General features: G+C 61.5%; 22 protein-coding genes and 1 pseudogene. 18 read left to right on the top strand and 5 right to left on the bottom strand.

Annotation, left to right across the window (positions count from 1 at the left end):
- Positions 1-25: 25 nt before the first annotated feature.
- Positions 26-1,612, top strand: coding sequence for an ABC transporter substrate-binding protein (locus K5Y35_RS08280; RefSeq protein WP_222834056.1), 1,587 nt, complete (start codon positions 26-28; stop codon positions 1,610-1,612).
- A gap of 149 nt (positions 1,613-1,761) precedes the next feature.
- Here the strand turns inward: K5Y35_RS08280 and radC are convergent, their stop codons facing one another.
- Positions 1,762-2,436, bottom strand: a complete 675-nt coding sequence (gene radC / locus K5Y35_RS08275; protein WP_123469846.1) for a RadC family protein — start codon at positions 2,434-2,436, stop codon at positions 1,762-1,764.
- A gap of 135 nt (positions 2,437-2,571) precedes the next feature.
- Here radC and coaBC point away from each other — a divergent pair, with 135 nt between their 5' ends.
- From coaBC to argB, 4 genes and pseudogenes are all read left to right on the top strand, one after another.
- On the top strand, positions 2,572-3,780 hold the full coding sequence (coaBC, locus tag K5Y35_RS08270) for a bifunctional phosphopantothenoylcysteine decarboxylase/phosphopantothenate--cysteine ligase CoaBC (protein ID WP_007920365.1): 1,209 nt from the start codon (positions 2,572-2,574) through the stop codon (positions 3,778-3,780).
- A gap of 5 nt (positions 3,781-3,785) precedes the next feature.
- The gene (dut, locus tag K5Y35_RS08265; RefSeq protein WP_123469848.1) at positions 3,786-4,241 is read left to right on the top strand and encodes a dUTP diphosphatase; all 456 of its coding nucleotides are present in this window, start codon (positions 3,786-3,788) and stop codon (positions 4,239-4,241) included.
- A gap of 228 nt (positions 4,242-4,469) precedes the next feature.
- Positions 4,470-5,846, top strand: a pseudogene (locus K5Y35_RS08260) (phosphomannomutase/phosphoglucomutase); the annotation flags it as partial.
- Positions 5,847-5,863: 17 nt separating this feature from the next.
- Positions 5,864-6,769, top strand: a complete 906-nt coding sequence (argB, locus tag K5Y35_RS08255; protein WP_003229488.1) for an acetylglutamate kinase — start codon at positions 5,864-5,866, stop codon at positions 6,767-6,769.
- A gap of 175 nt (positions 6,770-6,944) precedes the next feature.
- On the opposite strand, the gene pyrE is transcribed toward argB, so the two are convergent.
- The gene (pyrE, locus tag K5Y35_RS08250) at positions 6,945-7,589 is read right to left on the bottom strand and encodes an orotate phosphoribosyltransferase (protein WP_095057652.1); all 645 of its coding nucleotides are present in this window, start codon (positions 7,587-7,589) and stop codon (positions 6,945-6,947) included.
- An 82-nt stretch (positions 7,590-7,671) separates the two neighbouring features.
- Between pyrE and K5Y35_RS08245 the strand changes: the two genes are divergently transcribed.
- Positions 7,672-8,451, top strand: a complete 780-nt coding sequence (locus K5Y35_RS08245) for an exodeoxyribonuclease III (protein ID WP_007920349.1) — start codon at positions 7,672-7,674, stop codon at positions 8,449-8,451.
- 180 nt (positions 8,452-8,631) lie between these two features.
- Here K5Y35_RS08245 and K5Y35_RS08240 read toward each other — a convergent pair whose 3' ends face one another.
- Positions 8,632-9,000 (bottom strand): DUF4870 domain-containing protein, encoded by a 369-nt coding sequence (locus K5Y35_RS08240; protein WP_025112709.1) that lies wholly within the window; start codon positions 8,998-9,000, stop codon positions 8,632-8,634.
- A 29-nt stretch (positions 9,001-9,029) separates the two neighbouring features.
- Positions 9,030-9,752, bottom strand: coding sequence for a ribonuclease PH (gene rph / locus K5Y35_RS08235; protein WP_123469854.1), 723 nt, complete (start codon positions 9,750-9,752; stop codon positions 9,030-9,032).
- Positions 9,753-10,022: 270 nt separating this feature from the next.
- On the opposite strand from rph, the gene K5Y35_RS08230 reads away from it, so the two are divergent.
- The 6 genes from K5Y35_RS08230 to K5Y35_RS08205 all read left to right on the top strand — a co-directional run bounded on the left by K5Y35_RS08230 (position 10,023) and on the right by K5Y35_RS08205 (position 15,328).
- Positions 10,023-10,886, top strand: a complete 864-nt coding sequence (locus tag K5Y35_RS08230; protein ID WP_123469856.1) for a YicC/YloC family endoribonuclease — start codon at positions 10,023-10,025, stop codon at positions 10,884-10,886.
- A gap of 12 nt (positions 10,887-10,898) precedes the next feature.
- Positions 10,899-11,519, top strand: a complete 621-nt coding sequence (gmk, locus tag K5Y35_RS08225; RefSeq protein WP_123469858.1) for a guanylate kinase — start codon at positions 10,899-10,901, stop codon at positions 11,517-11,519.
- A 168-nt stretch (positions 11,520-11,687) separates the two neighbouring features.
- Positions 11,688-11,951 carry a DNA-directed RNA polymerase subunit omega gene (gene rpoZ / locus K5Y35_RS08220; RefSeq protein WP_123469860.1) on the top strand — a complete coding sequence of 88 codons (264 nt, stop codon included), beginning with the start codon at positions 11,688-11,690 and terminating at the stop codon, positions 11,949-11,951.
- Positions 11,952-12,008: 57 nt separating this feature from the next.
- The gene (spoT, locus tag K5Y35_RS08215) at positions 12,009-14,114 is read left to right on the top strand and encodes a bifunctional GTP diphosphokinase/guanosine-3',5'-bis pyrophosphate 3'-pyrophosphohydrolase (protein WP_123469862.1); all 2,106 of its coding nucleotides are present in this window, start codon (positions 12,009-12,011) and stop codon (positions 14,112-14,114) included.
- A gap of 24 nt (positions 14,115-14,138) precedes the next feature.
- Positions 14,139-14,519, top strand: coding sequence for a RidA family protein (locus tag K5Y35_RS08210; RefSeq protein ID WP_014340863.1), 381 nt, complete (start codon positions 14,139-14,141; stop codon positions 14,517-14,519).
- Between the two features lie 68 nt (positions 14,520-14,587).
- Positions 14,588-15,328, top strand: a complete 741-nt coding sequence (locus tag K5Y35_RS08205) for a hypothetical protein (RefSeq protein ID WP_128615337.1) — start codon at positions 14,588-14,590, stop codon at positions 15,326-15,328.
- A 137-nt stretch (positions 15,329-15,465) separates the two neighbouring features.
- Here the strand turns inward: K5Y35_RS08205 and K5Y35_RS08200 are convergent, their stop codons facing one another.
- Positions 15,466-16,323, bottom strand: a complete 858-nt coding sequence (locus K5Y35_RS08200; protein ID WP_222834054.1) for an SDR family oxidoreductase — start codon at positions 16,321-16,323, stop codon at positions 15,466-15,468.
- 188 nt (positions 16,324-16,511) lie between these two features.
- On the opposite strand from K5Y35_RS08200, the gene exbB reads away from it, so the two are divergent.
- The 6 genes from exbB to K5Y35_RS08170 all read left to right on the top strand — a co-directional run bounded on the left by exbB (position 16,512) and on the right by K5Y35_RS08170 (position 23,410).
- Complete coding sequence (gene exbB / locus K5Y35_RS08195) at positions 16,512-17,468, top strand: tonB-system energizer ExbB (protein ID WP_123469868.1); 957 nt, start codon at positions 16,512-16,514, stop codon at positions 17,466-17,468.
- A gap of 6 nt (positions 17,469-17,474) precedes the next feature.
- Positions 17,475-17,903 (top strand): TonB system transport protein ExbD, encoded by a 429-nt coding sequence (gene exbD, locus K5Y35_RS08190; protein ID WP_123469870.1) that lies wholly within the window; start codon positions 17,475-17,477, stop codon positions 17,901-17,903.
- Entirely contained in the window at positions 17,900-18,646 is a 747-nt protein-coding gene (locus K5Y35_RS08185; protein ID WP_123469872.1) for an energy transducer TonB, read from the top strand. Before exbD ends, K5Y35_RS08185 begins: the two co-directional genes overlap by 4 nt.
- Positions 18,647-18,915: 269 nt before the next feature.
- On the top strand, positions 18,916-19,845 hold the full coding sequence (locus K5Y35_RS08180) for a hydrogen peroxide-inducible genes activator (protein ID WP_007920331.1): 930 nt from the start codon (positions 18,916-18,918) through the stop codon (positions 19,843-19,845).
- Positions 19,846-19,854: 9 nt separating this feature from the next.
- Positions 19,855-21,930, top strand: coding sequence for an ATP-dependent DNA helicase RecG (gene recG, locus K5Y35_RS08175; RefSeq protein WP_186743951.1), 2,076 nt, complete (start codon positions 19,855-19,857; stop codon positions 21,928-21,930).
- A gap of 79 nt (positions 21,931-22,009) precedes the next feature.
- A complete protein-coding gene (locus K5Y35_RS08170; RefSeq protein WP_123469876.1) occupies positions 22,010-23,410 on the top strand; it encodes an aminoacyl-tRNA deacylase and HDOD domain-containing protein in 1,401 nt (466 codons plus the stop codon).
- Positions 23,411-23,571 lie beyond the last annotated feature (161 nt).

The following is a 23,571-nucleotide window of genomic DNA, read 5'->3' as shown; positions in this document are numbered from 1 at the left end:
TTCGATCTGTAAAAGGAAACCGACCATGCGCCTCGCTGCCCTACCCCTGTTGCTCGTCCCGCTCCTGCTGAGCCCATTGGCCCAGGCCGCCGCGCTGAGCGTCTGTACCGAGGCCAGCCCGGAAGGGTTCGACGTGGTGCAATACAACTCGCTGACCACCACCAACGCCTCGGCCGATGTGCTGATGAACCGCCTGGTGGACTTCGATACTGCCAGCGGCAAAGTGGTCCCGAGCCTGGCCGACAGCTGGGAAGTCAGCACCGACGGGCTGTCGTATGTCTTCAAACTGCATCCACAGGTGAAGTTTCATACGACCGAATACTTCAAACCGACCCGCGAGCTGACCGCCGAAGACGTCAAATTCAGCTTCGACCGCATGCTCGATCCGGCCAATCCATGGCACAAGGTCGCGCAAAGCGGCTTCCCGCATGCGCAGTCGATGCAGTTGCCGGCGCTGATCAAGAAAATCGACGCACTGGATCCGCTGACCGTGCGCTTCACCCTCGACCATCCGGATTCGACCTTCCTCGCCACCCTGAGCATGGGGTTCGCCTCGATCTATTCCGCCGAATACGCCGACAAGCTGCTCAAGGCCAACGCCACGGACAAGCTCAACAGCCAGCCAATCGGCACCGGTCCGTTCGTGTTCACCCGGTTTCAGAAAGATGCGTCGATCCGCTACAAGGCCAACCCGGATTACTTCGGCGGCAAGCCTGCAGTGGATCCGCTGATCTTCGCCATCACGCCGGATGCCAATGTGCGCCTGCAAAAGCTGCGGCATAACGAGTGTCAGATCGCCCTGTCACCAAAGCCACTGGACGTACAGGCCGCGCTGAAAGAGCCGACCTTGAAAGTGGAAAAGACTGACGCGTTCATGACCGCTTTCGTCGGCATCAACAGCCAGCACCCGCCGCTGGACAAGCCGGAAGTGCGCCAGGCAATCAACCTTGCGTTCGATAAGGCCAACTACATCAAAGCCGTGTTCGAAGACACCGCCGAACCCGCCAACGGCCCTTACCCGCCGAATACCTGGAGCTACGCGAAGAACCTGCCGGGCTATCCACACGATGTGGCAAAAGCCAAGGCACTGCTGGCCAAGGCCGGTTTGAAGGACGGATTCCAGACCACGATCTGGACGCGTCCGTCGGGCAGTCTGCTCAACCCGAACCCGAGCCTCGGCGCCCAGCTGTTGCAATCGGACCTGGCCGAGATCGGCATTCAAGCGGAAATCCGCGTGATCGAGTGGGGCGAACTGATTCGCCGCGCCAAGGCTGGCGAGCATGACCTGTTGTTCATGGGCTGGGCCGGCGATAACGGCGATCCGGACAACTTCCTCACGCCGCAGTTTTCCTGCGCGGCGGTCAAATCGGGCACCAACTTCGCGCGCTACTGCAACGCCGATCTGGACAAGCTGATCAGCGCCGGCAAGACCACCAGCGAGCAAGGCGTACGCACCAAGCTGTATGAGCAGGCGCAGACGCAGATTCAGCAACAGGCGCTGTGGTTGCCGCTGGCGCATCCGACCGCTTTCGCGCTGACGCGCAAGGATGTGCAAGGTTATTCAGTCAGCCCGTTTGGCCGGCAGGACTACTCCAAGGTCAACCTCAAATAACCTGCCCGACACGAAACCCTGTGGATGCAATCAAACCTGTGGGAGCGCGCTTGCTCGCGAAAGCGGTCTGTCAGTAAACGTGATGCTGACTGACACGACGCCTTCGCGAGCAAGCTCGCTCCCACAGGGATTTGCATCGTTCCCGAGATTTACATCCAGCCACACTCCGCCATGGACAGTGGCTCGCCTTCGCCCACGATGAAGTGATCCAGCACTCGCACATCAATCAATTCCAGAGCCTTCTGCAAACGCTTGGTCAGCTGGCGATCCGCCTGACTGGGATCGCTGTTCCCCGACGGGTGGTTGTGACAGAGGATCACCGCCGCCGCGTTATTGGCCAACGCGCGCTTCACAACCTCCCGAGGGTGCACACTGGTGTTGTCGATCGAGCCGCGAAACAGCGCCTCGAAGGTCAGCACTTGATGCTTGGAGTCGAGAAACAGGCATCCAAACACCTCGTGCGGCTCGTGACGCAGCATGGATTTGAGGTAATCGCGGACCACCTGAGGACTCTCCAGCGCCGGTTTCTTGCGCATTCGCTCAGCCAGGTGTCGGCGCCCCATCTCCAGCACCGCTTGCAGCTGGGCGAACTTTGCCGGCCCCAGGCCCAATTGCTCGCTGAACGTCGCAAGATCGGCTTCGAGCAAAACCCGCAGGCTGCCGAATTGGCTCAAAAGGTGTCGAGCCAGATCCACCGCGCTTTTACCGGACACCCCGGTACGTAGAAAAATCGCCAGCAATTCAGCATCGGAAAGGCTTCCCGATCCCTGTTCAAGCAGCTTCTCCCGCGGCCGTTCCGCCGCAGGCCAATCGCGAATACTCATACACATTCCTTGTCTGTGGGCGCCGCTGTTCCGTAGCGGTCGCTGTGATATCGTAGCCCATCTTTTTTGCGGGCGAATTCACCCTGGGGAGGGGGTTTCGCCACGTATGTCACCCACGAAATGAAAGGCAGACCTATGCAGCGGCTGTATCGGAAACGCATCGTTCTGGGCGTCGGCGGCGGCATTGCTGCCTACAAGAGCGCCGATCTGGTTCGCCGCCTGATCGACCAGGGCGCCGAAGTGCGCGTGGTCATGACCCATGGCGGCGCTGAGTTCATCACCCCGCTGACCATGCAGGCCTTGTCCGGCCACCCGGTTCACCTCGATTTGCTCGACCCGGCCGCAGAAGCCGCGATGGGCCACATCGAGCTGGCCAAGTGGGCCGATCTGGTGCTGATCGCCCCGGCCACCGCCGACCTGATCGCCCGCCTGGCCCAAGGCATCGCCAACGATTTGCTGACCACATTGGTGCTGGCCACCGACGCCGTTGTGGCAGTCGCGCCAGCAATGAATCAGGCGATGTGGCGCGACCCGGCGACCCAGGCCAACCTGCAACTCCTCGAAAGCCGCGGCCTGAAGACCTTCGGCCCGGCCTCGGGCAGCCAGGCCTGCGGCGACGTCGGCATGGGCCGGATGATGGAAGCCACCGATCTGGCGCAGTGCGCGGCAGACTGCTTCCAGCGCCAGGCACTGACCGGCAAGCACGTAGTGATCACTGCCGGCCCGACCCAGGAAAACATCGACCCGGTGCGCTACATCACCAACCACAGCTCCGGAAAAATGGGTTTTGCCCTCGCCGAAGCGGCAGTGGAAGCCGGCGCCCGCGTGACCCTGATCAGCGGCCCGGTGCACCTGCCAACGCCGGATCGCGTGACGCGTATCGACGTGGTCAGTGCCCGCGACATGCTCGCCGCGTGTGAGTCGGCCATCCCTTGCGACGTGTTCATCGCCTCGGCAGCGGTCGCGGACTACCGTCCGGAAGTCGTTGCCCCGCAAAAACTCAAGAAAGACCCTACAAGCGGCGACGGCTTCGTCCTGCAAATGGTGCGCAACCCCGACATCCTCGCCACCATTGCGACCCGTCCCGATCGTCCGTTCAGTGTCGGCTTCGCCGCCGAGACCGAACACCTGCTCGACTACGCTGCACGCAAGCTCAAGGACAAGAATCTCGATTTGATCGTCGCCAACGACGTCGCCAATCCGAGCATCGGTTTCAACAGCGAAGAAAACGCCTGCAGCGTAATTGACCGTGCGCTGCACGCCACGGTTTTCGCCCAGACCAGCAAGAGCAAGATCGCTCGCCAACTGGTCACTTTTATCGCCGAACGTCTGAACCAGGTTTAATTTACATGCACGCTTTGCAAGCCAAGATCCTCGACCCACGCATCGGTACTGAATTCCCGCTGCCGCAATACGCCACCCCGGGCTCCGCCGGCCTCGACCTGCGCGCCATGCTGCAAGAGGACATCGTGATCAAGCCGGGTGAAACCGTGCTGATCCCTACCGGTCTGTCGGTTTACATCGGCGACCCGAACCTCGCCGCGCTGATCCTGCCGCGCTCGGGGATGGGCCATAAGCACGGCATCGTGCTGGGCAACCTCGTCGGCCTGATCGACTCGGATTACCAGGGCCCGCTGATGGTGTCCTGCTGGAACCGTGGCCAGAGCGATTTCACCATGACCGTTGGCGAACGTCTGGCGCAACTGGTGCTGGTGCCGGTGGTCCAGGCGCACTTCGAAATGGTGGAAGAGTTCGTCGAAACCGAGCGCGGCGCGGGCGGTTTCGGCCATACCGGCACCAAGTAACGCCACAAAATTTGCGCAACTTTTGCAGCAGGTTTTAGCACCGAAAACCAGGGTTTTGTCGGCCACAAGCCACGCCAGCTGAGGCGTCATGGCTCTTTCACACCACGAACTCTCTGTGGAAAACGCCGTCATACCCTTCAGTTTGAGCCTGCCGCCGAGTGAATCGTCGGTCTGTCCCGCCACTTTCGAGATGGAGCATTTGTGCAGATGAGCACCCCAGCCAAGATTGCCCCGAAGCTGCCCGACAGCATTTTCCGCGCCTATGACATTCGCGGCACCGTGCCGGAATTCCTCAATGCCGAAACCGCTTACTGGATCGGCCGCGCCATCGGCTCGCAGAGCCTGGCCCAGGGCGAACCGAACGTGTCGGTCGGCCGCGATGGCCGCCTGTCCGGCCCGGAACTGGTGGCCGAGCTGATCCGCGGTATCGCCGAGAGCGGCTGCCACGTCAGCGATGTCGGCCTGGTGCCGACGCCAGCGCTGTATTACGCGGCCAACGTGCTGGCCGGCAAGTCCGGAGTGATGCTCACCGGCAGCCACAACCCGTCGAACTACAACGGCTTCAAGATCGTGATCGCCGGCGACACCCTCGCCAACGAGCAGATCCAGGTGCTGCACGAGCGCATCAGGAGCAATGACCTGACCAGCGGTCAGGGCAGCGTCACGCGGGTCGAAATCCTCGACCGCTACACCACCGAAATCGTCCAGGACATCAAACTGGCGCGACGCATGAAAGTCGTGGTCGACTGCGGCAACGGCGCAGCCGGGGTGATCGCCCCGCAACTGATCGAAGCGCTGAACTGCGAAGTCATCCCGCTATTCTGCGAAGTCGACGGCAACTTCCCCAACCACCACCCGGACCCGGGCAAGCCTGAAAACCTCGTCGACCTGATCGCCAAGGTCAAGGAAACCAACGCCGATATCGGCCTCGCCTTCGATGGCGACGGTGACCGTGTCGGTGTGGTGACCAACACCGGCAGCATCGTCTATCCGGACCGCCTGCTGATGCTGTTCGCCCGCGACGTGGTGGCGCGCAACCCGGACGCGGAAATCATCTTCGACGTCAAATGCACCCGCCGCCTGGTGCCGCTGATCAAGGAGTACGGTGGTCGTCCGCTAATGTGGAAGACCGGTCATTCGTTAATCAAAAAGAAAATGAAACAATCCGGTGCTCTATTGGCCGGCGAGATGAGCGGGCACATCTTCTTCAAGGAGCGCTGGTTCGGTTTCGACGACGGTATCTATAGCGCCGCGCGGCTGCTGGAGATCCTCAGCAAGGAAAAATCCACCGCGGAGGAGCTGTTTGCGACCTTCCCGAATGATATTTCTACGCCGGAAATCAATATCCATGTGACCGAAGAGAGCAAATTCAGCATCATTGATGCACTGCACGACGCACAATGGGGCGCAGGCGCTGACCTGACCACCATCGACGGCGTGCGAGTCGATTACGCCAAAGGCTGGGGCCTGGTGCGCGCTTCCAACACCACACCGGTGCTGGTGCTGCGCTTCGAGGCCGATGACGAGGCTGAATTGCAGCGCATCAAAGATGTGTTCCACGCCCAACTGAAACGCGTTGCACCTGATCTCCAACTACCGTTCTGATTCACCCGGAGCCCTGAATGACCCTCGAACGCGAAGCCGCCGCCCACACCGCCCAGGTCCTGTCCGAAGCGTTGCCTTACATCCGACGTTATGTCGGCAAGACCCTGGTGATCAAATACGGCGGCAACGCGATGGAAAGCGAGGAGCTGAAAACCGGCTTCGCCCGCGACATCGTCTTGATGAAGGCCGTGGGCATCAACCCGGTCGTGGTTCACGGCGGCGGCCCGCAGATCGGTGATCTGCTCAAGCGCCTGTCGATCGAAAGCCACTTCGTCGACGGCATGCGCGTCACCGACGCCGCGACCATGGACGTGGTGGAAATGGTCCTCGGCGGCCAGGTCAACAAAAGCATCGTCAACCTGATCAACCGTCACGGCGGCAGCGCCATCGGCTTGACCGGTAAAGACGCCGGGCTGATTCGTGCGAAGAAACTGACGGTCACCCGTCAGACCCCGGAGATGACCCAGCCGGAAATCATCGACATCGGCCAGGTAGGCGAAGTCGTCGGTATCAACACCGAACTGCTGAACCTGCTGGTCAAAGGCAATTTCATCCCGGTGATCGCGCCAATCGGCGTGGGTGAGAACGGCGAGTCGTACAACATCAACGCCGACCTGGTGGCCGGTAAAGTTGCCGAGGCGCTGAAAGCCGAGAAGCTGATGCTGCTGACCAACATCGCCGGCCTGATGGACAAGTCGGGCACCGTCCTGACCGGCCTGAGCACCCAGCAGGTCGACGACCTGATCGCCGACGGCACGATCTACGGCGGCATGCTGCCGAAGATCCGTTGCGCGCTGGAAGCGGTTCAGGGCGGTGTCGGCAGCTCGCTGATCATCGACGGTCGCGTACCGAACGCGATCCTGCTGGAAATCTTCACCGACACCGGTGTGGGCACGCTGATCAGCAATCGCAAGCGTCCGTAAGCCGGCGTACAAACAAAAAGACCCCGCTCAGCCTGGCTGAGCGGGGTCTTTTTTATCATCGCAAACTTTGTGGGAGCGAGCTTGCTCGCGAAGACGGCGGCACATTCAACATTGATGCGAGCTGAATCACCGCATTCGCGAGCAAGCTCGCTCCCACAGGTTTTGCACCAGTCGGTCAGACGCCGAACTGGGCGCGATAGGCTTCCACGGCTGGCAGATGCTGCTTGAGCTGCGGATCGTCAGCGAGGAACTCCAGCACCTGATTCAGCGAAACAATGCTGATCACCGGGATACCGAAATCGCGCTCGACCTCCTGAATGGCCGACAACTCACCGTTGCCACGCTCCTGACGATTGAGGGCGATCAGCACGCCGGCGGCCTTGGCGCCGTCCTGGGAGGCGATGATCTGCATCACTTCGCGGATCGCGGTGCCGGCAGTGATTACGTCGTCGATGATCAGCACATCGCCGGTCAGCGGCGCGCCGACCAGGCTGCCACCTTCGCCGTGGGCCTTGGCTTCCTTGCGGTTGAAGCACCAAGGCAGATCACGGTTGTGGTGCTCGGCCAGCGCGACAGCGGTGGTGGCCGCCAGCGGAATGCCTTTATAGGCCGGGCCGAACAGTACATCGAAAGAAATGCCGCTTTCGGCAATGGCTGCCGCGTAGAAACGCCCCAGCTGCGCCAGGGCCGAACCCGAGTTGAACAGGCCGGCGTTGAAGAAGTAAGGACTGGTGCGCCCGGACTTCAGGGTGAACTCACCGAAGCGCAAAACGCCGCGATCGATGGCAAAACGAATGAAATCGCGCTGATACGCTTGCATGAAAAAAACCCCAAATACCACGGATTTAGCTAATTAGCTTGACGCCGTGTATCATACACGCACGCGATTTTTGGGGCCATTTATGCGGATCATCAGTGTGAACGTCAATGGTATTCAGGCTGCAGTCGAGCGTGGTTTGCTCAGTTGGCTGCAAGCACAGAATGCCGACGTCATCTGCCTGCAGGACACCCGTGCCTCCGCCTTTGAACTGGATGACCCAGCCTTCCAACTGGATGGCTACTTCCTTTATGCCTGCGATGCTGAAGTCCCTGCCCAAGGTGGCGTGGCTTTGTATTCGCGGTTGCAACCGAAGGCTGTCATCAGCGGTCTCGGTTTCGAGACGGCCGACCGCTACGGGCGCTACCTGCAAGCAGATTTCGACAAAGTCAGTATTGCCACCTTGCTGCTTCCTTCGGGGATGAACGGCGATGAGGACTTGAACCAGAAGTTCAAGCTCATGGACGACTTCGGCAAGTACCTGGACAAACAGCGGCGCAAACGTCGCGAGTACATTTATTGTGGCTCGCTGTATGTTGCGCAGCAGAAGCTCGACATCAAGAACTGGCGCGACAGCCAGCAATCTCCGGGTTTCCTGGCGCCGGAACGGGCCTGGATGGACGAGATTGTCGGCAACATGGGTTATGTCGATGCCCTGCGCGAAGTCAGCCGCGAAGGCGACCAGTACAGCTGGTGGCCGGACAACGAACAGGCCGAGATGCTCAATCTGGGCTGGCGCTTCGACTACCAGATCCTGACTCCGGGCCTGCGCCGCTTTGTACGCAGCGCACGCCTGCCGCGTCAGCCACGGTTCTCGCAGCACGCGCCGCTGATCGTCGACTACGACTGGACGCTGACCATCTAAGCATCGATTCGTGGATGCAAAAAAGCCGACATCGCTGTCGGCTTTTTTGTGCGCGCTGGTTTTTGCTTTCTGTAGGCGTGAGCCTGCTCGCGATGGCGTGGTATCAGCCAACACTCATGCTGAATGATCCACCGCCTTCGCGAGCAAGCCCGCTCCCACAGGAAAAACCGCAATTGGGTATTACTTGATCAATCGCCAAGTGAACGGGTAGCGATACGGGAACCCGTCATTGGCCTTCACCCCGGCAATGATCGTCAGCACCAGTGCGCCAATGGCCAACAGGCCCAGCAGGAAGAAGCCGATGATCAACACCATCAGCAGCAGACAGATCGCTGCAGCAATCGCCACGGTGATCTGAAAGTTCAGCGCTTCCTTGCCCTGGGCGTCGATGAACGGATCGGTTTCGCGCTTCATCTGCCACAGGATCAACGGCCCGATCAGGTTACCGAACGGAATCCAGATGCCCAGCAAGGCGGACAAGTGACAAAACATCGCCCATTGACGAACCTCCTGGCTCGGTTTGGGCAGCAACTCTTGCTCATCACTCATCGCGTCCTCCTTGCGGGTTACAAACCTGCTCAGTCGGCCAATGCCGCCTGTTGCAGTTCGAAGATTTCGTTCATGCCTTTCTTGGCCAGTTCCAGCATGGCGTTCAGGTCTTCAGGCTGGAACGGTGCACCTTCGGCAGTGCCCTGCACCTCGATGAAGCCACCGGTGCTGGTCATCACGACGTTGAGGTCGGTCTCGGCAGCGGAATCTTCAAGATAGTCCAGGTCCAGCACTGGCTCGCCCTGATACATGCCGACCGACACTGCGCCGATCATTTGCTTGAGCGGGTCGCCACCCTTCAGGCCGCCACGCTTCTTGATCACTTTCAGTGCATCGACCAGCGCAACCATGGCACCCGTGATGGAAGCGGTGCGGGTGCCGCCGTCAGCCTGAATCACGTCGCAATCGACGTACAGGGTCACGTCGCCCAGCTTGGACATGTCCAGTGCAGCGCGCAGGGAACGACCGATCAGACGCTGGATTTCCAGAGTACGACCGCCCTGCTTGCCACGGCTCGCTTCGCGCTGGTTACGCTCGCCGGTCGCACGCGGCAGCATGCCGTATTCGGCAGTCAGCCAGCCCTGGCCCTGGCCCTTGAGGAAACGCGGCACGCCGTTTTCGACGCTGACGGTGCAGATGACCTTGGTATCACCGAATTCGACCAGTACGGATCCCTCGGCGTGTTTGGTGTAGTTGCGGGTAATGCGGATCGAGCGGAGCTGATCGGCAGCGCGACCACTTGGACGTTTCATAGGGAATACCTGTACTGGGGACGGAAAACTGCCGAGCATTATAGAGCGCTGCACCGCACCTGAGCACTCGTTAAAAATTCCGGGTGACGAGCGAAGGCGCTAGAACACGCATAACCGACGGCCTGCAGCCCTTTGTCACACCGTGTGTTTGGGCGCATTCGCCGCACTGCGCTACAATCCTGCGCCTTTGCTGCCAGTCGGCTTTAATTCATTCATATCGAGCCTGCGGAACTGACGTTTCGCGCCGATCTGCATTGCGAGGTCACCGCCATGGTGCACAGCATGACCGCCTTCGCCCGCGTCGAGAAAGCCGGCGTCCAGGGCACCCTGAGCTGGGAGCTGCGCTCGGTCAACAGCCGCTATCTGGAACCACACCTGCGCCTGCCGGAGTCGTTTCGCGACCTCGAAGGCGCTGTGCGTGAAGCGCTGCGTCAGGGCCTGTCGCGGGGCAAACTGGAATGCACCCTGCGCTTCACCGAAGAAAGCACCGGCAAGCCGCTGCAGGTCGACCGCGAGCGCGCTGCGCAACTGGTCGCCGCCGCCGAGACAGTTGCCGGCCTGATCAAGAACCCTGCCGCACTGAATCCACTGGAAGTGTTGGCCTGGCCGGGCGTTCTGGTAGCTGACGCCACCGATCCGCAAGCGTTGAATGCCGAGGCGCTAGGCCTGTTCAATCAAGGTCTGAAAGAACTGAAAGCCGGCCGCGAGCGTGAAGGCGCGGAGCTGGCACGCCTGATCAACGAGCGCCTGACGTCCATCGAAGAAGACGTCGTGACCCTGCGTGAACTGGTACCGCAGATGCTCGCCACCCAGCGCCAGAAAGTCCTCGACCGCTTCGCCGACATGAAGGCCGAACTGGATCCGCAGCGTCTGGAACAGGAAATGGTCATCCTCGCGCAAAAGAGCGACGTAGCCGAAGAACTGGATCGCCTGAGCACCCACATCATCGAAGTGCGCCGGGTGCTCAAATCCGGCGGCGCGGCCGGACGCCGCCTGGACTTCCTGATGCAGGAACTCAACCGCGAAGCCAACACACTGGGCTCCAAGGCCTTCGACCCGCGCAGCACCCAAGCCGCCGTCAACCTCAAGGTGTTGATCGAGCAGATGCGCGAACAAGTGCAGAATATTGAGTAAGGCTACCCCGACATGACCCACAACACCGGCACCCTGTACATCATTTCCGCGCCATCGGGCGCGGGCAAGAGCAGTCTGGTCAAGGCTTTGACCGACGCCAACCCGGAGATTCGCGTGTCGATCTCCCACACCACCCGCGCCATGCGCCCGGGCGAAGTGGACGGCGTGAACTATCACTTCGTGACCCGCGAAGAGTTCGTGAAGATGGGCGAACACGGCGACTTCCTTGAGCGCGCCGAAGTCTTCGGCAACTTCTACGGCACCTCGCAAAGCCGCCTGCAGCAGACACTGGACGAAGGTCACGACCTGATCCTGGAAATCGACTGGCAAGGCGCCGAGCAGGTGCGCAAGCTGATGCCGCAGGCACGCTCGATCTTCATTCTGCCGCCATCGCTGCAGGCCCTGCACCAGCGCCTGACCAATCGTGGCCAGGACAGCGACGAGATCATCGACGGCCGGATGCGTGAAGCCGTCAGCGAGATGAGCCATTACGTCGAGTACGACTACCTGATCATCAACGACGATTTCGCCCACGCGCTGGACGACCTGAAAGCGATCTTCCGCGCCAATCAGCTGCAACAGAAGCGCCAACAGGTGCGTTTCGGCAAGTTACTGGCCGAACTGCTGGGCTGAAACAGCACTTCCCAAAACTGCTGCAAGGGCTTTACATTGGTGCTTGCAGCGCGTTGAAGGGTCTGGTCAAAAAATCAGCGCTTCCCTAATCGCTGGTGATTTTTTAAACTGCTCAGTCCGCTCGCCCACCCGGGCAGCGCGCATATTGCATTCGCTCCGAGGAATACCATGGCCCGCGTAACCGTTGAAGACTGCCTGAACCACGTGGAAAACCGTTTTGAACTGGTCATGCTGTCCACCAAGCGTGCCCGTCAACTGGCCACCGGCGGCAAAGAGCCACTGGTCCAGTGGGAAAACGACAAGCCGACCGTTGTCGCCCTGCGTGAAATCGCTGAAGGCCTGATGAGCTACGAGTTCATCGCCGAGCAGGAAATTGTCCATGAAGACCCGGTCTTCGCCGCGTTCGAGGACGAGTCCAACGAGGCCGTCTAAGCCTATGCCTGGTCGACGTAGCACGGCGCGGGAACACAGCCTACGGCAGGAGTCATCATGCCGAGCATAGACGCCCTCGCCGATCGCTTATCGACCTACCTCGGCAATGACCAGGTCAACCTGGTCCGCCGAGCGTATTTCTACGCCGAACAAGCCCATGACGGTCAGCGCCGTCGCAGCGGCGAGGCGTACGTCACGCATCCTCTTGCGGTGGCGAATATCCTTGCCGACATGCACATGGACCATCAGAGCCTGATGGCCGCGATGCTGCATGACGTGATCGAAGACACCGGTATCGCCAAGGAAGCGCTGCAAGCGCAGTTCGGTGAAACCGTGGCCGAACTGGTCGACGGGGTCAGCAAACTGACCCAGATGAACTTCGAGACCAAGGCCGAGGCCCAGGCCGAAAACTTCCAGAAAATGGCCATGGCCATGGCGCGCGACATTCGCGTGATCCTGGTCAAACTCGCCGACCGCCTGCACAACATGCGCACGCTGGAAGTGCTGTCCGGCGAAAAGCGCCGGCGCATCGCCAAGGAAACCCTCGAGATCTACGCGCCCATTGCCAACCGGCTGGGCATGCACGCCATTCGTATCGAATTCGAAGACCTCGGCTTCAAGGCCATGCACCCGATGCGTTCCGCGCGGATCTACCAGGCGGTCAAGCGCGCCCGGGGCAACCGCAAGGAAATCGTCAACAAGATCGAAGAATCCCTCGGCCACTGCCTCGCTATCGACGGCATCCAGGGCGAAGTCAGCGGTCGTCAGAAACACCTCTACGGCATCTACAAGAAAATGCGCGGCAAGCGTCGGGCCTTCAACGAGATCATGGACGTCTATGCGTTCCGGATCATCGTCGACAAGGTCGATACCTGCTACCGCGTACTCGGCGCTGTACATAATTTGTACAAACCGTTGCCGGGACGCTTCAAGGATTACATCGCGATCCCCAAAGCCAACGGCTATCAGTCGCTGCACACCACGCTGTTCGGCATGCACGGCGTACCGATCGAGATCCAGATCCGCACCCGCGAAATGGAAGAGATGGCCAACAACGGCATCGCTGCCCATTGGCTGTACAAGTCCAGTGGTGACGAGCAGCCCAAAGGCACCCATGCCCGCGCCCGTCAGTGGGTCAAAGGCGTGCTGGAGATGCAGCAACGTGCCGGCAACTCGCTGGAATTCATCGAAAGCGTGAAGATCGACCTGTTCCCGGACGAGGTCTACGTGTTCACGCCAAAAGGCCGGATCATGGAGCTACCGAAAGGCTCCACGGCGGTCGACTTTGCCTACGCGGTGCATACCGACGTCGGCAACAGTTGCATCGCCTGCCGGATCAACCGTCGTCTCGCGCCGCTGTCCGAACCGCTGCAAAGCGGCTCCACGGTCGAGATCGTCAGCGCACCGGGCGCACGGCCGAATCCGGCGTGGCTCAACTTCGTGGTCACCGGCAAGGCGCGCACGCACATCCGCCATGCGCTGAAACTGCAACGCCGCTCCGAATCCATCAGCCTCGGCGAGCGCCTGCTGAACAAGGTGCTCAACGGCTTCGACAGTTCGCTGGAGAAGATCCACGCCGAGCGCGTCAAGGCGATGCTCGCCGAGTACCGTCTCGAACTGATCGAAGATCTGCTTGAAGACATCGGCCTGGGCAATCGCATGGCCTACGTGGTCGCCCGCCGCCTGCTCGGCGAAGGCGAGCAATTGCCGAGCCCGGAAGGTCCGCTGGCTATTCGCGGCACCGAAGGCCTGGTTCTGAGCTATGCCAAGTGCTGCACACCGATCCCGGGCGACCCGATTGTCGGCCATCTGTCGGCAGGCAAAGGCATGGTCGTGCACCTGGACAACTGCCGCAACATCAGCGAAATCAGACACAACCCGGAAAAATGCATCCAGCTCTCGTGGGCCAAGGATGTCACCGGCGAATTCAACGTCGAACTGCGCGTCGAGCTGGAACACCAGCGCGGCCTGATCGCCCTGCTGGCCAGCAGCGTCAACGCGGCCGACGGCAATATCGAAAAAATCAGCATGGACGAACGCGATGGTCGCATCAGCGTCGTGCAACTGGTGGTCAGCGTCCACGACCGTGTGCACCTGGCCCGCGTGATCAAGAAGCTGCGCGCCCTGACCGGGGTCATTCGCATCACCCGCATGCGTGCATAACTCACACCTAACAAGGAGTCATACATGACCAAGACCGTTATCACCAGCGACAAAGCCCCAGCCGCCATCGGTACCTACTCCCAGGCGATCAAGGCCGGCAACACCGTCTACATGTCGGGTCAGATTCCTCTGGACCCAAAAACCATGGAACTGGTTGAGGGTTTCGAAGCCCAGACCGTCCAGGTGTTCGAGAACCTCAAAGCCGTGGCTGAAGCCGCTGGCGGTTCGTTCAAGGACATCGTCAAGCTGAACATCTTCCTCACCGACCTGAGCCACTTCGCCAAGGTCAACGAGATCATGGGCAAGTACTTCGACCAGCCATACCCGGCCCGCGCCGCCATCGGCGTTGCTGCCCTGCCAAAGGGTGCGCAGGTCGAAATGGATGCCATTCTGGTCATCGAGTGATGCGCACGGCGCGGCCTGATACGCCGCGCCGACTGCTCAGCAAGAAAAGGTTTTGAAAGGATTCCACCATGCGCAAAGCGCTAGCTCTCCCGCTGCTCGCCATTTTCCTCGGCGGCTGCGCCAGCAACCCTGCCGACCGTGACATCAGCGGCACCTGGATCAATCAGGTGGCGATCGATGCCGCTGCCAAGGGCGGCCCCCTGCGCGAAGCGCTTCAGGCTTACGGCCCGAACCTTGAGTGGGACATCAACACCAAGGCCGGCCAGGCCCGCTACACCAACGGTTTCGAGAACGTCGAAGGACGGCTGCAGGGCGAACAGTCCGGCGCCTGGAAAGTCGACTTCTATGGCAGCTCCAGCAGTGAGCTGAAACGCGACGGCGGCCGGATGAAACAAGCGGCCACCGAGAACGAGCCCGACCAATTGTTCGACCGCGCGCAAATCCCGGTGCCGGAAGGCGCGCCAATCGGCGCCAGCTTCGAACGCGCACTGTATTCGGCGTATCTGGGCGGCAGCTGGAAGATTGCCAGTGGCGACGGCGAAGGCAACACCGTGCAGTTCCAGGCTGACGGCCAGGTTTCCGGCCTGCCCGGCGCTGACCGCTATGCGCTGTGCCTGGCGGGCGACTGCGCTTCGATGAACAGCGACCACGACAGCATGTGGCTGCAACTCAACGGCCAGGGCAACAACTGGATCTTTGCCCGCAAAGGCAGGGCACTGGAGATTTTCCAGGCAGTGAACACTGCATTGGCGGATGAAATGCCGCAGTTCACCCCCGGTGAGCGCAAGTGGTTGCTCGAAAAGCAGTAACCGCACCTGGGAGCAACACATAATCCTGTGGGAGCGGGCTTGCCCGCGATGAGGCCAACAGACTCAACACTTTAGTTGACTGCCAAGCCGCCATCGCGGGCAAGCCCGCTCCCACAGTCGTGTGTGGTGTTCAGATGTCAGCATTTACCTTCAAGAATCGCGGCATAGCCCTCGCGATAAGTCGGATACGTCGGCGTCCAGCCCAACGCTTTGGCCCGGGCATTGCTGCAGCGCTTGCTGCCGGTGCGACGCACGCTGGCGTCTTCCGCCCATTCGGTAACCCCAAGATAATCACGCAGCCAGCCCACCACCTCGGCCAACGGTGCCGGGGCATCGTCGACGCCGATGTAGAAATCCTCGAGTTTCACGCCCTGCCGATCCTTCTCCAACAGGAACGCTAGCAATCCGGCCGCGTCGTCAGCGTGAATCCGATTGCCATACAGCGGCGGCTCGACCGCCACGCGATAACCGCGACGCACCTGAGTCAACAGCCACTCACGGCCCGGGCCGTAGATGCCGGTCAGGCGCAGGACGCTGGCCGGAATGCCACTGTTGAGCGCCACTTGCTCGGCTTCGAGCATCAATCGCCCCGAGTAACCGGTCGCAAGCGTTGCGGAATGCTCGTCCACCCATTCGCCATTCTGCTGGCCATAAACACTGCTGCTGGAAACAAAAATCAGCCGCTCCGGCACCTGACCATAGTCGCCCAACCAACTCAGCACGTTCTGCAAACCCTGGACGTAAGCCGCGCGATAACCGGCCTCGTCGTGATCGGTGGCGGCTGCGCAATACACCAGGTAATCCACCGCACCCACCGGCCAGGTCGCCGGGCAATCTTCACTGAACAGGTCACCCGCGACGCCGATCACGCCGTCGGGCAGGCGCGAAATGTTGCGGCGCAGGCCATGAACCTCCCAGCCGGCGTTCAACAATTGCGTAGCCAGACGACTGCCGACATCACCACAACCGGCAATCAAAACAGAAGGCGCGGACATCAGAAAACTCCCATCGGAAAGGAACAGACTAGCCCCGGCGAAGGACGAACGGCTAGCAATCGAGGAAAAAAAGATACTCTATTACTTTTGTTAACAAGAATTACTTGCAATAATGCACGCCACTTTTGTTCTCGGCCTCACGAGGCCTGGAAGAGCAGCAACGTTTTTCTATCTCAGGTCCGGCCAGCATGACACGTAATCAAACCTCCGCTTCGCCAACCAATCGACCTCGCGCCTGGAGCACCGTAGCGGCTCTGCTGCTCAGCCTGATGCTGGCACCGACCGCCGCTTTCGCTGACGCTCAGGCACCCGCCACTCCAGCCGCCACCGAGCAAAGCGCACCTGCCGCCACTCCGGTTGCCCCGGCCGCTACCGATCCGGTGCAGGCTGTCGATGCTGCCGACGTCCCTGAAGTCCTCGAAGCCGACAACTCCCTGGGCATGGCCCACGACCTGTCGCCTTGGGGCATGTACCAGAACGCCGACATCATCGTGAAAATCGTGATGATCGGTCTGGCCATCGCCTCCATCATCACCTGGACCATCTGGATCGCCAAAGGCTTCGAGCTGATGGGCGCCAAGCGTCGTCTGCGTGGCGAAATCGCCGCCCTGAAAAAAGCCGCCACCCTTAAAGAAGCCAGCGCCACGGCGGCGAAGGAAGGCACCCTCGCCAACCTGCTGGTGCATGACGCCCTCGAAGAGATGCGCCTGTCGGTCAACAGCCGCGAAAAGGAAGGCATCAAGGAACGCGTCAGCTTCCGTCTCGAACGTCTCGTCGCCGCCTGCGGTCGCAACATGAGCAGCGGCACCGGCGTGCTCGCCACCATCGGTTCCACAGCGCCGTTCGTCGGCCTGTTCGGTACCGTGTGGGGCATCATGAACAGCTTCATCGGCATCGCCAAGACCCAGACCACCAACCTTGCCGTCGTCGCGCCGGGCATCGCCGAGGCGTTGCTGGCCACTGCACTGGGTCTGGTTGCAGCGATTCCAGCCGTTGTGATCTACAACGTGTTCGCCCGCTCCATTGCCGGTTACAAGGCGCAGGTGTCCGATGCCTCGGCGCAGGTGCTGCTACTGGTCAGCCGCGACCTCGACCACCAGCCTGAGCGCAGCAGCTCGCAACCGCACATGGTGAAAGTGGGGTAATCGGCCATGGGCCTGCATTTGAAAGAAGGCGCGGACGACGATCTGGCCGAGAACCACGAAATCAACGTCACGCCGTTCATCGACGTGATGCTGGTGCTGTTGATCATCTTCATGGTGGCCGCACCGTTGGCCACCGTCGATATCAAAGTCGACCTGCCAGCCTCGACCGCCAAACCGGCGCCACGCCCGGAGAAACCGGTGTTCCTCAGCGTCAAGGCTGACCAGCGCCTGTACATCGGCGACGACGAAGTCAAAGCCGACACCCTTGGCGCCGCGCTCGATGCCAAGACCAAAGGCAAGAAAGACACCACCATCTTCTTCCAGGCTGACAAAGGCGTGGACTACGGTGACCTGATGAGCGTGATGGACAAGTTGCGCTCCGCCGGCTACCTGAAGGTCGGTCTGGTCGGGCTTGAGACGGCTGCCAAGAAATGATCACGACGCGCCATAAGCTGACGCGTTACGGCGGTAGCCTGGCCGTGGTGCTGGGCGTGCATGCGCTGGCCATCGCGCTGGCGCTGAACTGGACCGCCCGCCCGCCCATCGAACTGCCACCGCAGGCAATGATGGTCGAACTGGCACCGGTTCCGGCGCCGCCACCGCCGGCTCCGCCGAAAGTCGTCACACCGCCGCAGCCGCCGGCTCCGGTGGAAGAATTGCCGATTCCGAAACTGGCTGAAGCACCGAAAGCCGAAATCGCGGTGCAGAAACCCAAGCCGAAGCCAAAGCCTAAACCGCCGAAGCCGGTCGAGAAAAAGCTGCCTGATCCGCCGAAGGAAAAACCTTCCGAGGAAAAACCGGCCGATACGCCACCGACCCCGGCACCGACGGAGAAATCCGCTGCGCCTGCGCCGGGCCCGTCGCCGGCACAGTTGGCGGCCAAGGCCAGCTGGCAAGGCACCCTGCTCGCACACCTGGCCAAGTACAAAAAGTACCCGCAAAGTGCTCAGGCTCGCGGCAAGGAGGGCTTGAACCGTCTGCGCTTTGTGGTCGATGGCGAAGGCAACGTATTGTCGTTCGAACTGGTAAGCCGCTCCGGCAACGCCGATCTGGACCGGGCCACCCTGGAAATGATCCGCCGCGCGCAACCGCTGCCCAAGCCACCAGCCGACATGTTGACCAATGGCTCGATCGAAATTGTGGCGCCGTTTGTGTACTCACTCGATCGCCGCCGCTAGGAAACACCGCAGTACCCTGTGGGAGCGAGCTTGCTCGCGAAGGGGCCAGGTCAGTCAGAGCAGTTTCGTCTGACATACCGCATTCGCGAGCAAGCTCGCTCCCACAGGATGATGTAATAGCCAGCCAAAAAGGCACCGAAAGGTGCCTTTTGCGTATCTGCACGCGGCAAACCCACATTGGCCGGTGTCGCATTCCTCACTCAGTCTGATAACGTGCGTCTATCAATTGCAGCCGGTATGCTTGGCCTGCATCTTCATGGACGCTTGCTATGACCCTCACTGAATTACGCTACATCGTTACCCTCGCCCAAGAGCAGCACTTCGGCCACGCCGCCGAGCGTTGCCACGTCAGCCAGCCAACCCTGTCGGTGGGCGTGAAAAAGCTTGAAGACGAACTCGGTGTGCTGATTTTCGAGCGCAGCAAAAGCGCCGTGCGCCTGACCCCGGTCGGCGAAGGCATCGTCGCCCAGGCGCAAAAGGTGCTCGAGCAGGCGCAAGGCATTCGTGAACTGGCCCAGGCCGGCAAGAACCAGTTGACCGCACCGCTGAAAGTCGGCGCGATCTACACCGTCGGGCCGTACCTGTTCCCGCACCTGATTCCACAACTGCACCGGGTTGCCCCGCAGATGCCGTTGTACATCGAAGAAAACTTCACCCACGTGCTGCGCGACAAACTGCGCAACGGCGAGCTCGACGCGATCATCATCGCCCTGCCGTTCAACGAAGCCGACGTGCTGACCCTGCCGCTCTACGACGAGCCGTTCTACGTCCTGATGCCGGCCCAGCACCCGTGGACACAGAAAGAAACCATCGACGCCGGCCTGCTCAACGACAAGAGCCTGCTGCTGCTCGGCGAAGGTCATTGCTTCCGCGATCAAGTGCTCGAAGCCTGCCCGACCCTGACCAAAGGCAACGACGGCGCCAAGCACACCACGGTCGAATCCAGCTCGCTGGAAACCATTCGGCACATGGTCGCTTCCGGCCTGGGCATCTCGATCCTGCCGTTGTCGGCCGTCGACAGCCATCACTACGCCCCCGGCGTCATCGAAGTGCGTCCGCTGTCACCACCGGTACCCTTCCGCACCGTGGCCATCGCCTGGCGCGCGAGCTTCCCGCGGCCGAAAGCCATCGAGATCCTCGCCGATTCCATTCGCCTGTGTTCGGTGGCCAAGCCAGCGGCACCGGTCACCGCCGGTTAAGCGAGCGTCATGACGGAGCTGTCGCAAGTGTCGGTGACGGCACTCAAGGGTGTCGGCGAAGCCATGGCCGAGAAACTGGCCAAGGTCGGCCTGGAGAACCTGCAGGACGTGCTGTTCCACCTGCCGCTGCGTTATCAGGATCGCACCCGCGTGGTGCCGATCGGTGCGTTACGGCCGGGTCAGGACGCCGTGGTCGAAGGCACCGTCAGCGGTGCCGACGTCGTCATGGGTCGCCGTCGCAGCCTCGTTGTGCGCTTGCAGGACGGCACCGGAGGCTTGAGTCTGCGCTTCTACCATTTCAGTAACGCGCAGAAAGAAGGCCTCAAGCGCGGCACGCGGGTTCGCTGCTACGGCGAAGCCCGGCCCGGCGCTTCAGGGCTGGAAATCTACCACCCGGAATACCGCGCCATCACCGGTGACGAACCGCCGCCCGTGGATGAAACCCTGACCCCGGTCTACCCGCTCACCGAAGGCCTGACCCAGGCGCGTCTGCGGCAGTTGTGCATGCAAACGCTGACGATGCTCAAGCCGGCCACCCTGCCCGACTGGCTGCCGACCGAATTGGCGCGCGACTACCAACTGGCGCCGCTGGCCGATGCGATTCGCTACCTGCACAACCCGCCCGCCGATGCCGACGTCGATGAACTGGCCCTCGGTCATCACTGGGCCCAGCATCGCCTGGCCTTCGAAGAGCTGCTGACCCATCAGTTGTCCCAGCAACGCCTGCGTGAAAGCATGCGTTCATTGCGCGCACCGGCGATGCCAAAAGCCACGAAGCTGCCGCCGAAATACCTGGCCAACCTCGGCTTCAACCCGACCGGCGCGCAACAGCGTGTCGGCAACGAAATCGCCTACGACCTCAGTCAGCACGAACCGATGCTGCGGCTGATTCAGGGCGACGTCGGCGCCGGTAAAACCGTGGTCGCCGCCCTCGCCGCCCTGCAAGCGCTGGAGGCCGGTTATCAAGTCGCGCTGATGGCGCCGACCGAGATCCTCGCCGAACAGCACTTCATCACCTTCAAGCGCTGGCTCGAACCGCTGGGCATTGAAGTCGCCTGGCTGGCCGGCAAGCTCAAGGGCAAGAACCGCGTCGCCGCGCTGGAACAGATCGCCAGCGGCACACCGATGGTGGTCGGCACCCACGCGCTGTTCCAGGACGAGGTGCAATTCAAGAACCTCGCACTGGTGATCATCGACGAGCAGCACCGCTTCGGCGTGCAGCAACGTCTGGCACTGCGGCAGAAGGGCGTTGGCGGGCGTATGTGTCCGCATCAACTGATCATGACCGCCACGCCGATTCCGCGCACGCTGGCGATGAGCGCCTACGCCGACCTCGACACCTCGATCCTCGACGAATTGCCGCCCGGGCGCACCCCGGTCAACACCGTGCTGGTCACCGACACCCGCCGCGTCGAAGTCATCGAACGGGTGCGCAGCGCCTGTGCCGAAGGGCGTCAGGCCTATTGGGTGTGCACGCTGATTGAAGAGTCGGAAGAGTTGACCTGTCAGGCCGCCGAAACCACCTTCGAAGACCTCACCGCCGCCCTCGGCGAGCTGAAAGTCGGGCTGATCCACGGTCGTATGAAACCTGCGGAAAAAGCCGCAGTCATGGCCGAATTCAAGGCCGGCAACCTGCAACTGCTGGTCGCCACCACGGTGATCGAAGTCGGCGTCGATGTACCCAATGCCAGCCTGATGATCATCGAAAACCCCGAGCGCCTCGGCCTCGCACAACTGCACCAACTGCGCGGCCGGGTTGGCCGGGGCAGCGCGGTCAGCCATTGCGTGCTGCTCTACCATCCTCCGCTGTCACAGATCGGTCGCCAGCGCCTGGGCATCATGCGCGAGACCAACGATGGTTTCGTCATCGCCGAAAAAGACCTCGAACTGCGCGGCCCCGGCGAAATGCTCGGCACCCGCCAGACCGGCCTGCTGCAATTCAAGGTTGCCGACCTGATGCGCGACGCCGACCTGCTGCCCGCCGTCCGCGACGCCGCGCAAGCCTTGCTGGAACGCTGGCCGACCCACGTCAGCCCGTTACTCGACCGCTGGCTGCGCCACGGACAGCAATACGGCCAAGTGTGAGCACCGTCGCAGTTTCTGAACCCCCGTTCCAACCAAGCTGGTTATACTCCTGCAATTGTTTCAAAAACGGATACAGACCATGACTGACGCAGCTCTCGCCCCCGAACTCCCGCACGCGCCGTCTGTAATTCGGCTGCTGCTCGGCAAGCTGGGTATCGCCTACGAAGAGGTGCTCGACCACCACGGTCTCAATGCTTCGCGCAAGGTACAAGCCGTGTTGCTGGACGATGCCGTCGGCGCGCTGATGGTGCTGTTTCCGCAGAGCCAGTTGCTGGACCTCAACCGCCTCGCCGAACTCACGGGCCGTCGCCTGACCGCCGTGTCCACCGATCGCCTGGAAAAAATGCTCGGCAAACACAGCCTGAGCCTGCTGCCGGGCCTGCCGGCGCTGACCAGTTCGCCGTGCCTCTACGAAGAAAGCCTGCTGCGTGAGCCGAAGTTGCTGATCAACTCCGGCGAGCCGGGCCTGCTGCTGGAAATCGCCAGCGAAGACTTCAAGACCATGCTGACCAAGGCCAGCGCCGCCAACTTTGGTGAAGCCCTGAGCAGCATCCGCCCGAACCTCGACCGCCCGGACGATGACCGCGAGGAAATCACCCAGGCTGTGCAAGCGTTCACCGCGCGGCGGATTCAGCAGCGTCTGGAAGCGACCATCGAGATTCCACCGCTGGCCGAAACCGCGCAAAAAATCATCAAGCTGCGCGTCGACCCCAACGCCACCATCGACGACATCACCGGCGTCGTTGAAACCGACCCGGCGCTGGCCGCGCAAGTGGTGAGCTGGGCGGCGTCGCCGTACTACGCCTCGCCGGGCAAGATTCGTTCGGTGGAAGACGCGATCGTCCGCGTGCTCGGTTTCGATCTGGTGATCAACCTCGCGCTGGGCCTGGCCCTCGGCAAGACCCTGAGCCTGCCCAAAGACCACCCGCAACACACCACACCGTACTGGCAGCAGTCGATCTACACCGCCGCCGTCATCGAAGGCCTGACCCGCGCCATGCCGCGCGCCCAGCGCCCGGAAGCCGGCCTGACCTATCTGGCCGGCCTGCTGCACAACTTCGGCTACCTGCTGCTGGCCCACGTGTTCCCGCCGCACTTCTCGCTGATCTGCCGTCACCTGGAGGTCAACCCGCACCTGTGCCACAGCTACATCGAGCAACACCTGCTCGGTATCAGCCGTGAACAGATCGGCTCGTGGCTGATGCGCTACTGGGACATGCCCGACGAACTGGCCACCGCCCTGCGCTTCCAGCACGACCCAAGCTACGACGGCGCCTATGCCGAATACCCGAACCTCGTCTGCCTGGCCGTACGCCTGCTGCGCGGTCGCGGCATCGGCTCCGGCCCCGACGAAGACATTCCCGACGCCCTGCTGGAACGCGTCGGCCTGACCCGCGACAAAGCCAACGACGTGGTCAGCAAAGTCCTCGAAGCCGAAGTTCTGCTGCGCGAACTGGCCTCGCAGTTCAGCCAGGCCTAAACGCATCGCGGGCAAGCCTCACTCCCACAAGATCAACACAATCCCTGTGGGAGCGGGCTTGCCCGCGATGAATCCAACCCAATTTACCTGTCTGACACAAAACCTGTGGTGAGGGGATTTATCCCCGACCGGCTGCGCAGCAGTCGCAAACCCAGCCAACA

The organism is Pseudomonas sp. SC3(2021), from assembly GCF_019856535.1.
Classification (GTDB): Bacteria; Pseudomonadota; Gammaproteobacteria; order Pseudomonadales; family Pseudomonadaceae; genus Aquipseudomonas; species Aquipseudomonas monsensis.
This window is presented reverse-complemented; position numbering and strand designations above follow the sequence as displayed.

Coding starts and splice junctions, on each gene's coding strand:
- K5Y35_RS08280 (WP_222834056.1), top strand. CDS start 26: ATGCGCCTCGCTGCCCTACCCCTGTTGCTCGTCCCGCTCCTGCTGAGC.
- radC (WP_123469846.1), bottom strand. CDS start 2,436: ATGAGTATTCGCGATTGGCCTGCGGCGGAACGGCCGCGGGAGAAGCTG.
- coaBC (WP_007920365.1), top strand. CDS start 2,572: ATGCAGCGGCTGTATCGGAAACGCATCGTTCTGGGCGTCGGCGGCGGC.
- dut (WP_123469848.1), top strand. CDS start 3,786: ATGCACGCTTTGCAAGCCAAGATCCTCGACCCACGCATCGGTACTGAA.
- argB (WP_003229488.1), top strand. CDS start 5,864: ATGACCCTCGAACGCGAAGCCGCCGCCCACACCGCCCAGGTCCTGTCC.
- pyrE (WP_095057652.1), bottom strand. CDS start 7,589: ATGCAAGCGTATCAGCGCGATTTCATTCGTTTTGCCATCGATCGCGGC.
- K5Y35_RS08245 (WP_007920349.1), top strand. CDS start 7,672: ATGCGGATCATCAGTGTGAACGTCAATGGTATTCAGGCTGCAGTCGAG.
- K5Y35_RS08240 (WP_025112709.1), bottom strand. CDS start 9,000: ATGAGTGATGAGCAAGAGTTGCTGCCCAAACCGAGCCAGGAGGTTCGT.
- rph (WP_123469854.1), bottom strand. CDS start 9,752: ATGAAACGTCCAAGTGGTCGCGCTGCCGATCAGCTCCGCTCGATCCGC.
- K5Y35_RS08230 (WP_123469856.1), top strand. CDS start 10,023: ATGGTGCACAGCATGACCGCCTTCGCCCGCGTCGAGAAAGCCGGCGTC.
- gmk (WP_123469858.1), top strand. CDS start 10,899: ATGACCCACAACACCGGCACCCTGTACATCATTTCCGCGCCATCGGGC.
- rpoZ (WP_123469860.1), top strand. CDS start 11,688: ATGGCCCGCGTAACCGTTGAAGACTGCCTGAACCACGTGGAAAACCGT.
- spoT (WP_123469862.1), top strand. CDS start 12,009: ATGCCGAGCATAGACGCCCTCGCCGATCGCTTATCGACCTACCTCGGC.
- K5Y35_RS08210 (WP_014340863.1), top strand. CDS start 14,139: ATGACCAAGACCGTTATCACCAGCGACAAAGCCCCAGCCGCCATCGGT.
- K5Y35_RS08205 (WP_128615337.1), top strand. CDS start 14,588: ATGCGCAAAGCGCTAGCTCTCCCGCTGCTCGCCATTTTCCTCGGCGGC.
- K5Y35_RS08200 (WP_222834054.1), bottom strand. CDS start 16,323: ATGTCCGCGCCTTCTGTTTTGATTGCCGGTTGTGGTGATGTCGGCAGT.
- exbB (WP_123469868.1), top strand. CDS start 16,512: ATGACACGTAATCAAACCTCCGCTTCGCCAACCAATCGACCTCGCGCC.
- exbD (WP_123469870.1), top strand. CDS start 17,475: ATGGGCCTGCATTTGAAAGAAGGCGCGGACGACGATCTGGCCGAGAAC.
- K5Y35_RS08185 (WP_123469872.1), top strand. CDS start 17,900: ATGATCACGACGCGCCATAAGCTGACGCGTTACGGCGGTAGCCTGGCC.
- K5Y35_RS08180 (WP_007920331.1), top strand. CDS start 18,916: ATGACCCTCACTGAATTACGCTACATCGTTACCCTCGCCCAAGAGCAG.
- recG (WP_186743951.1), top strand. CDS start 19,855: ATGACGGAGCTGTCGCAAGTGTCGGTGACGGCACTCAAGGGTGTCGGC.
- K5Y35_RS08170 (WP_123469876.1), top strand. CDS start 22,010: ATGACTGACGCAGCTCTCGCCCCCGAACTCCCGCACGCGCCGTCTGTA.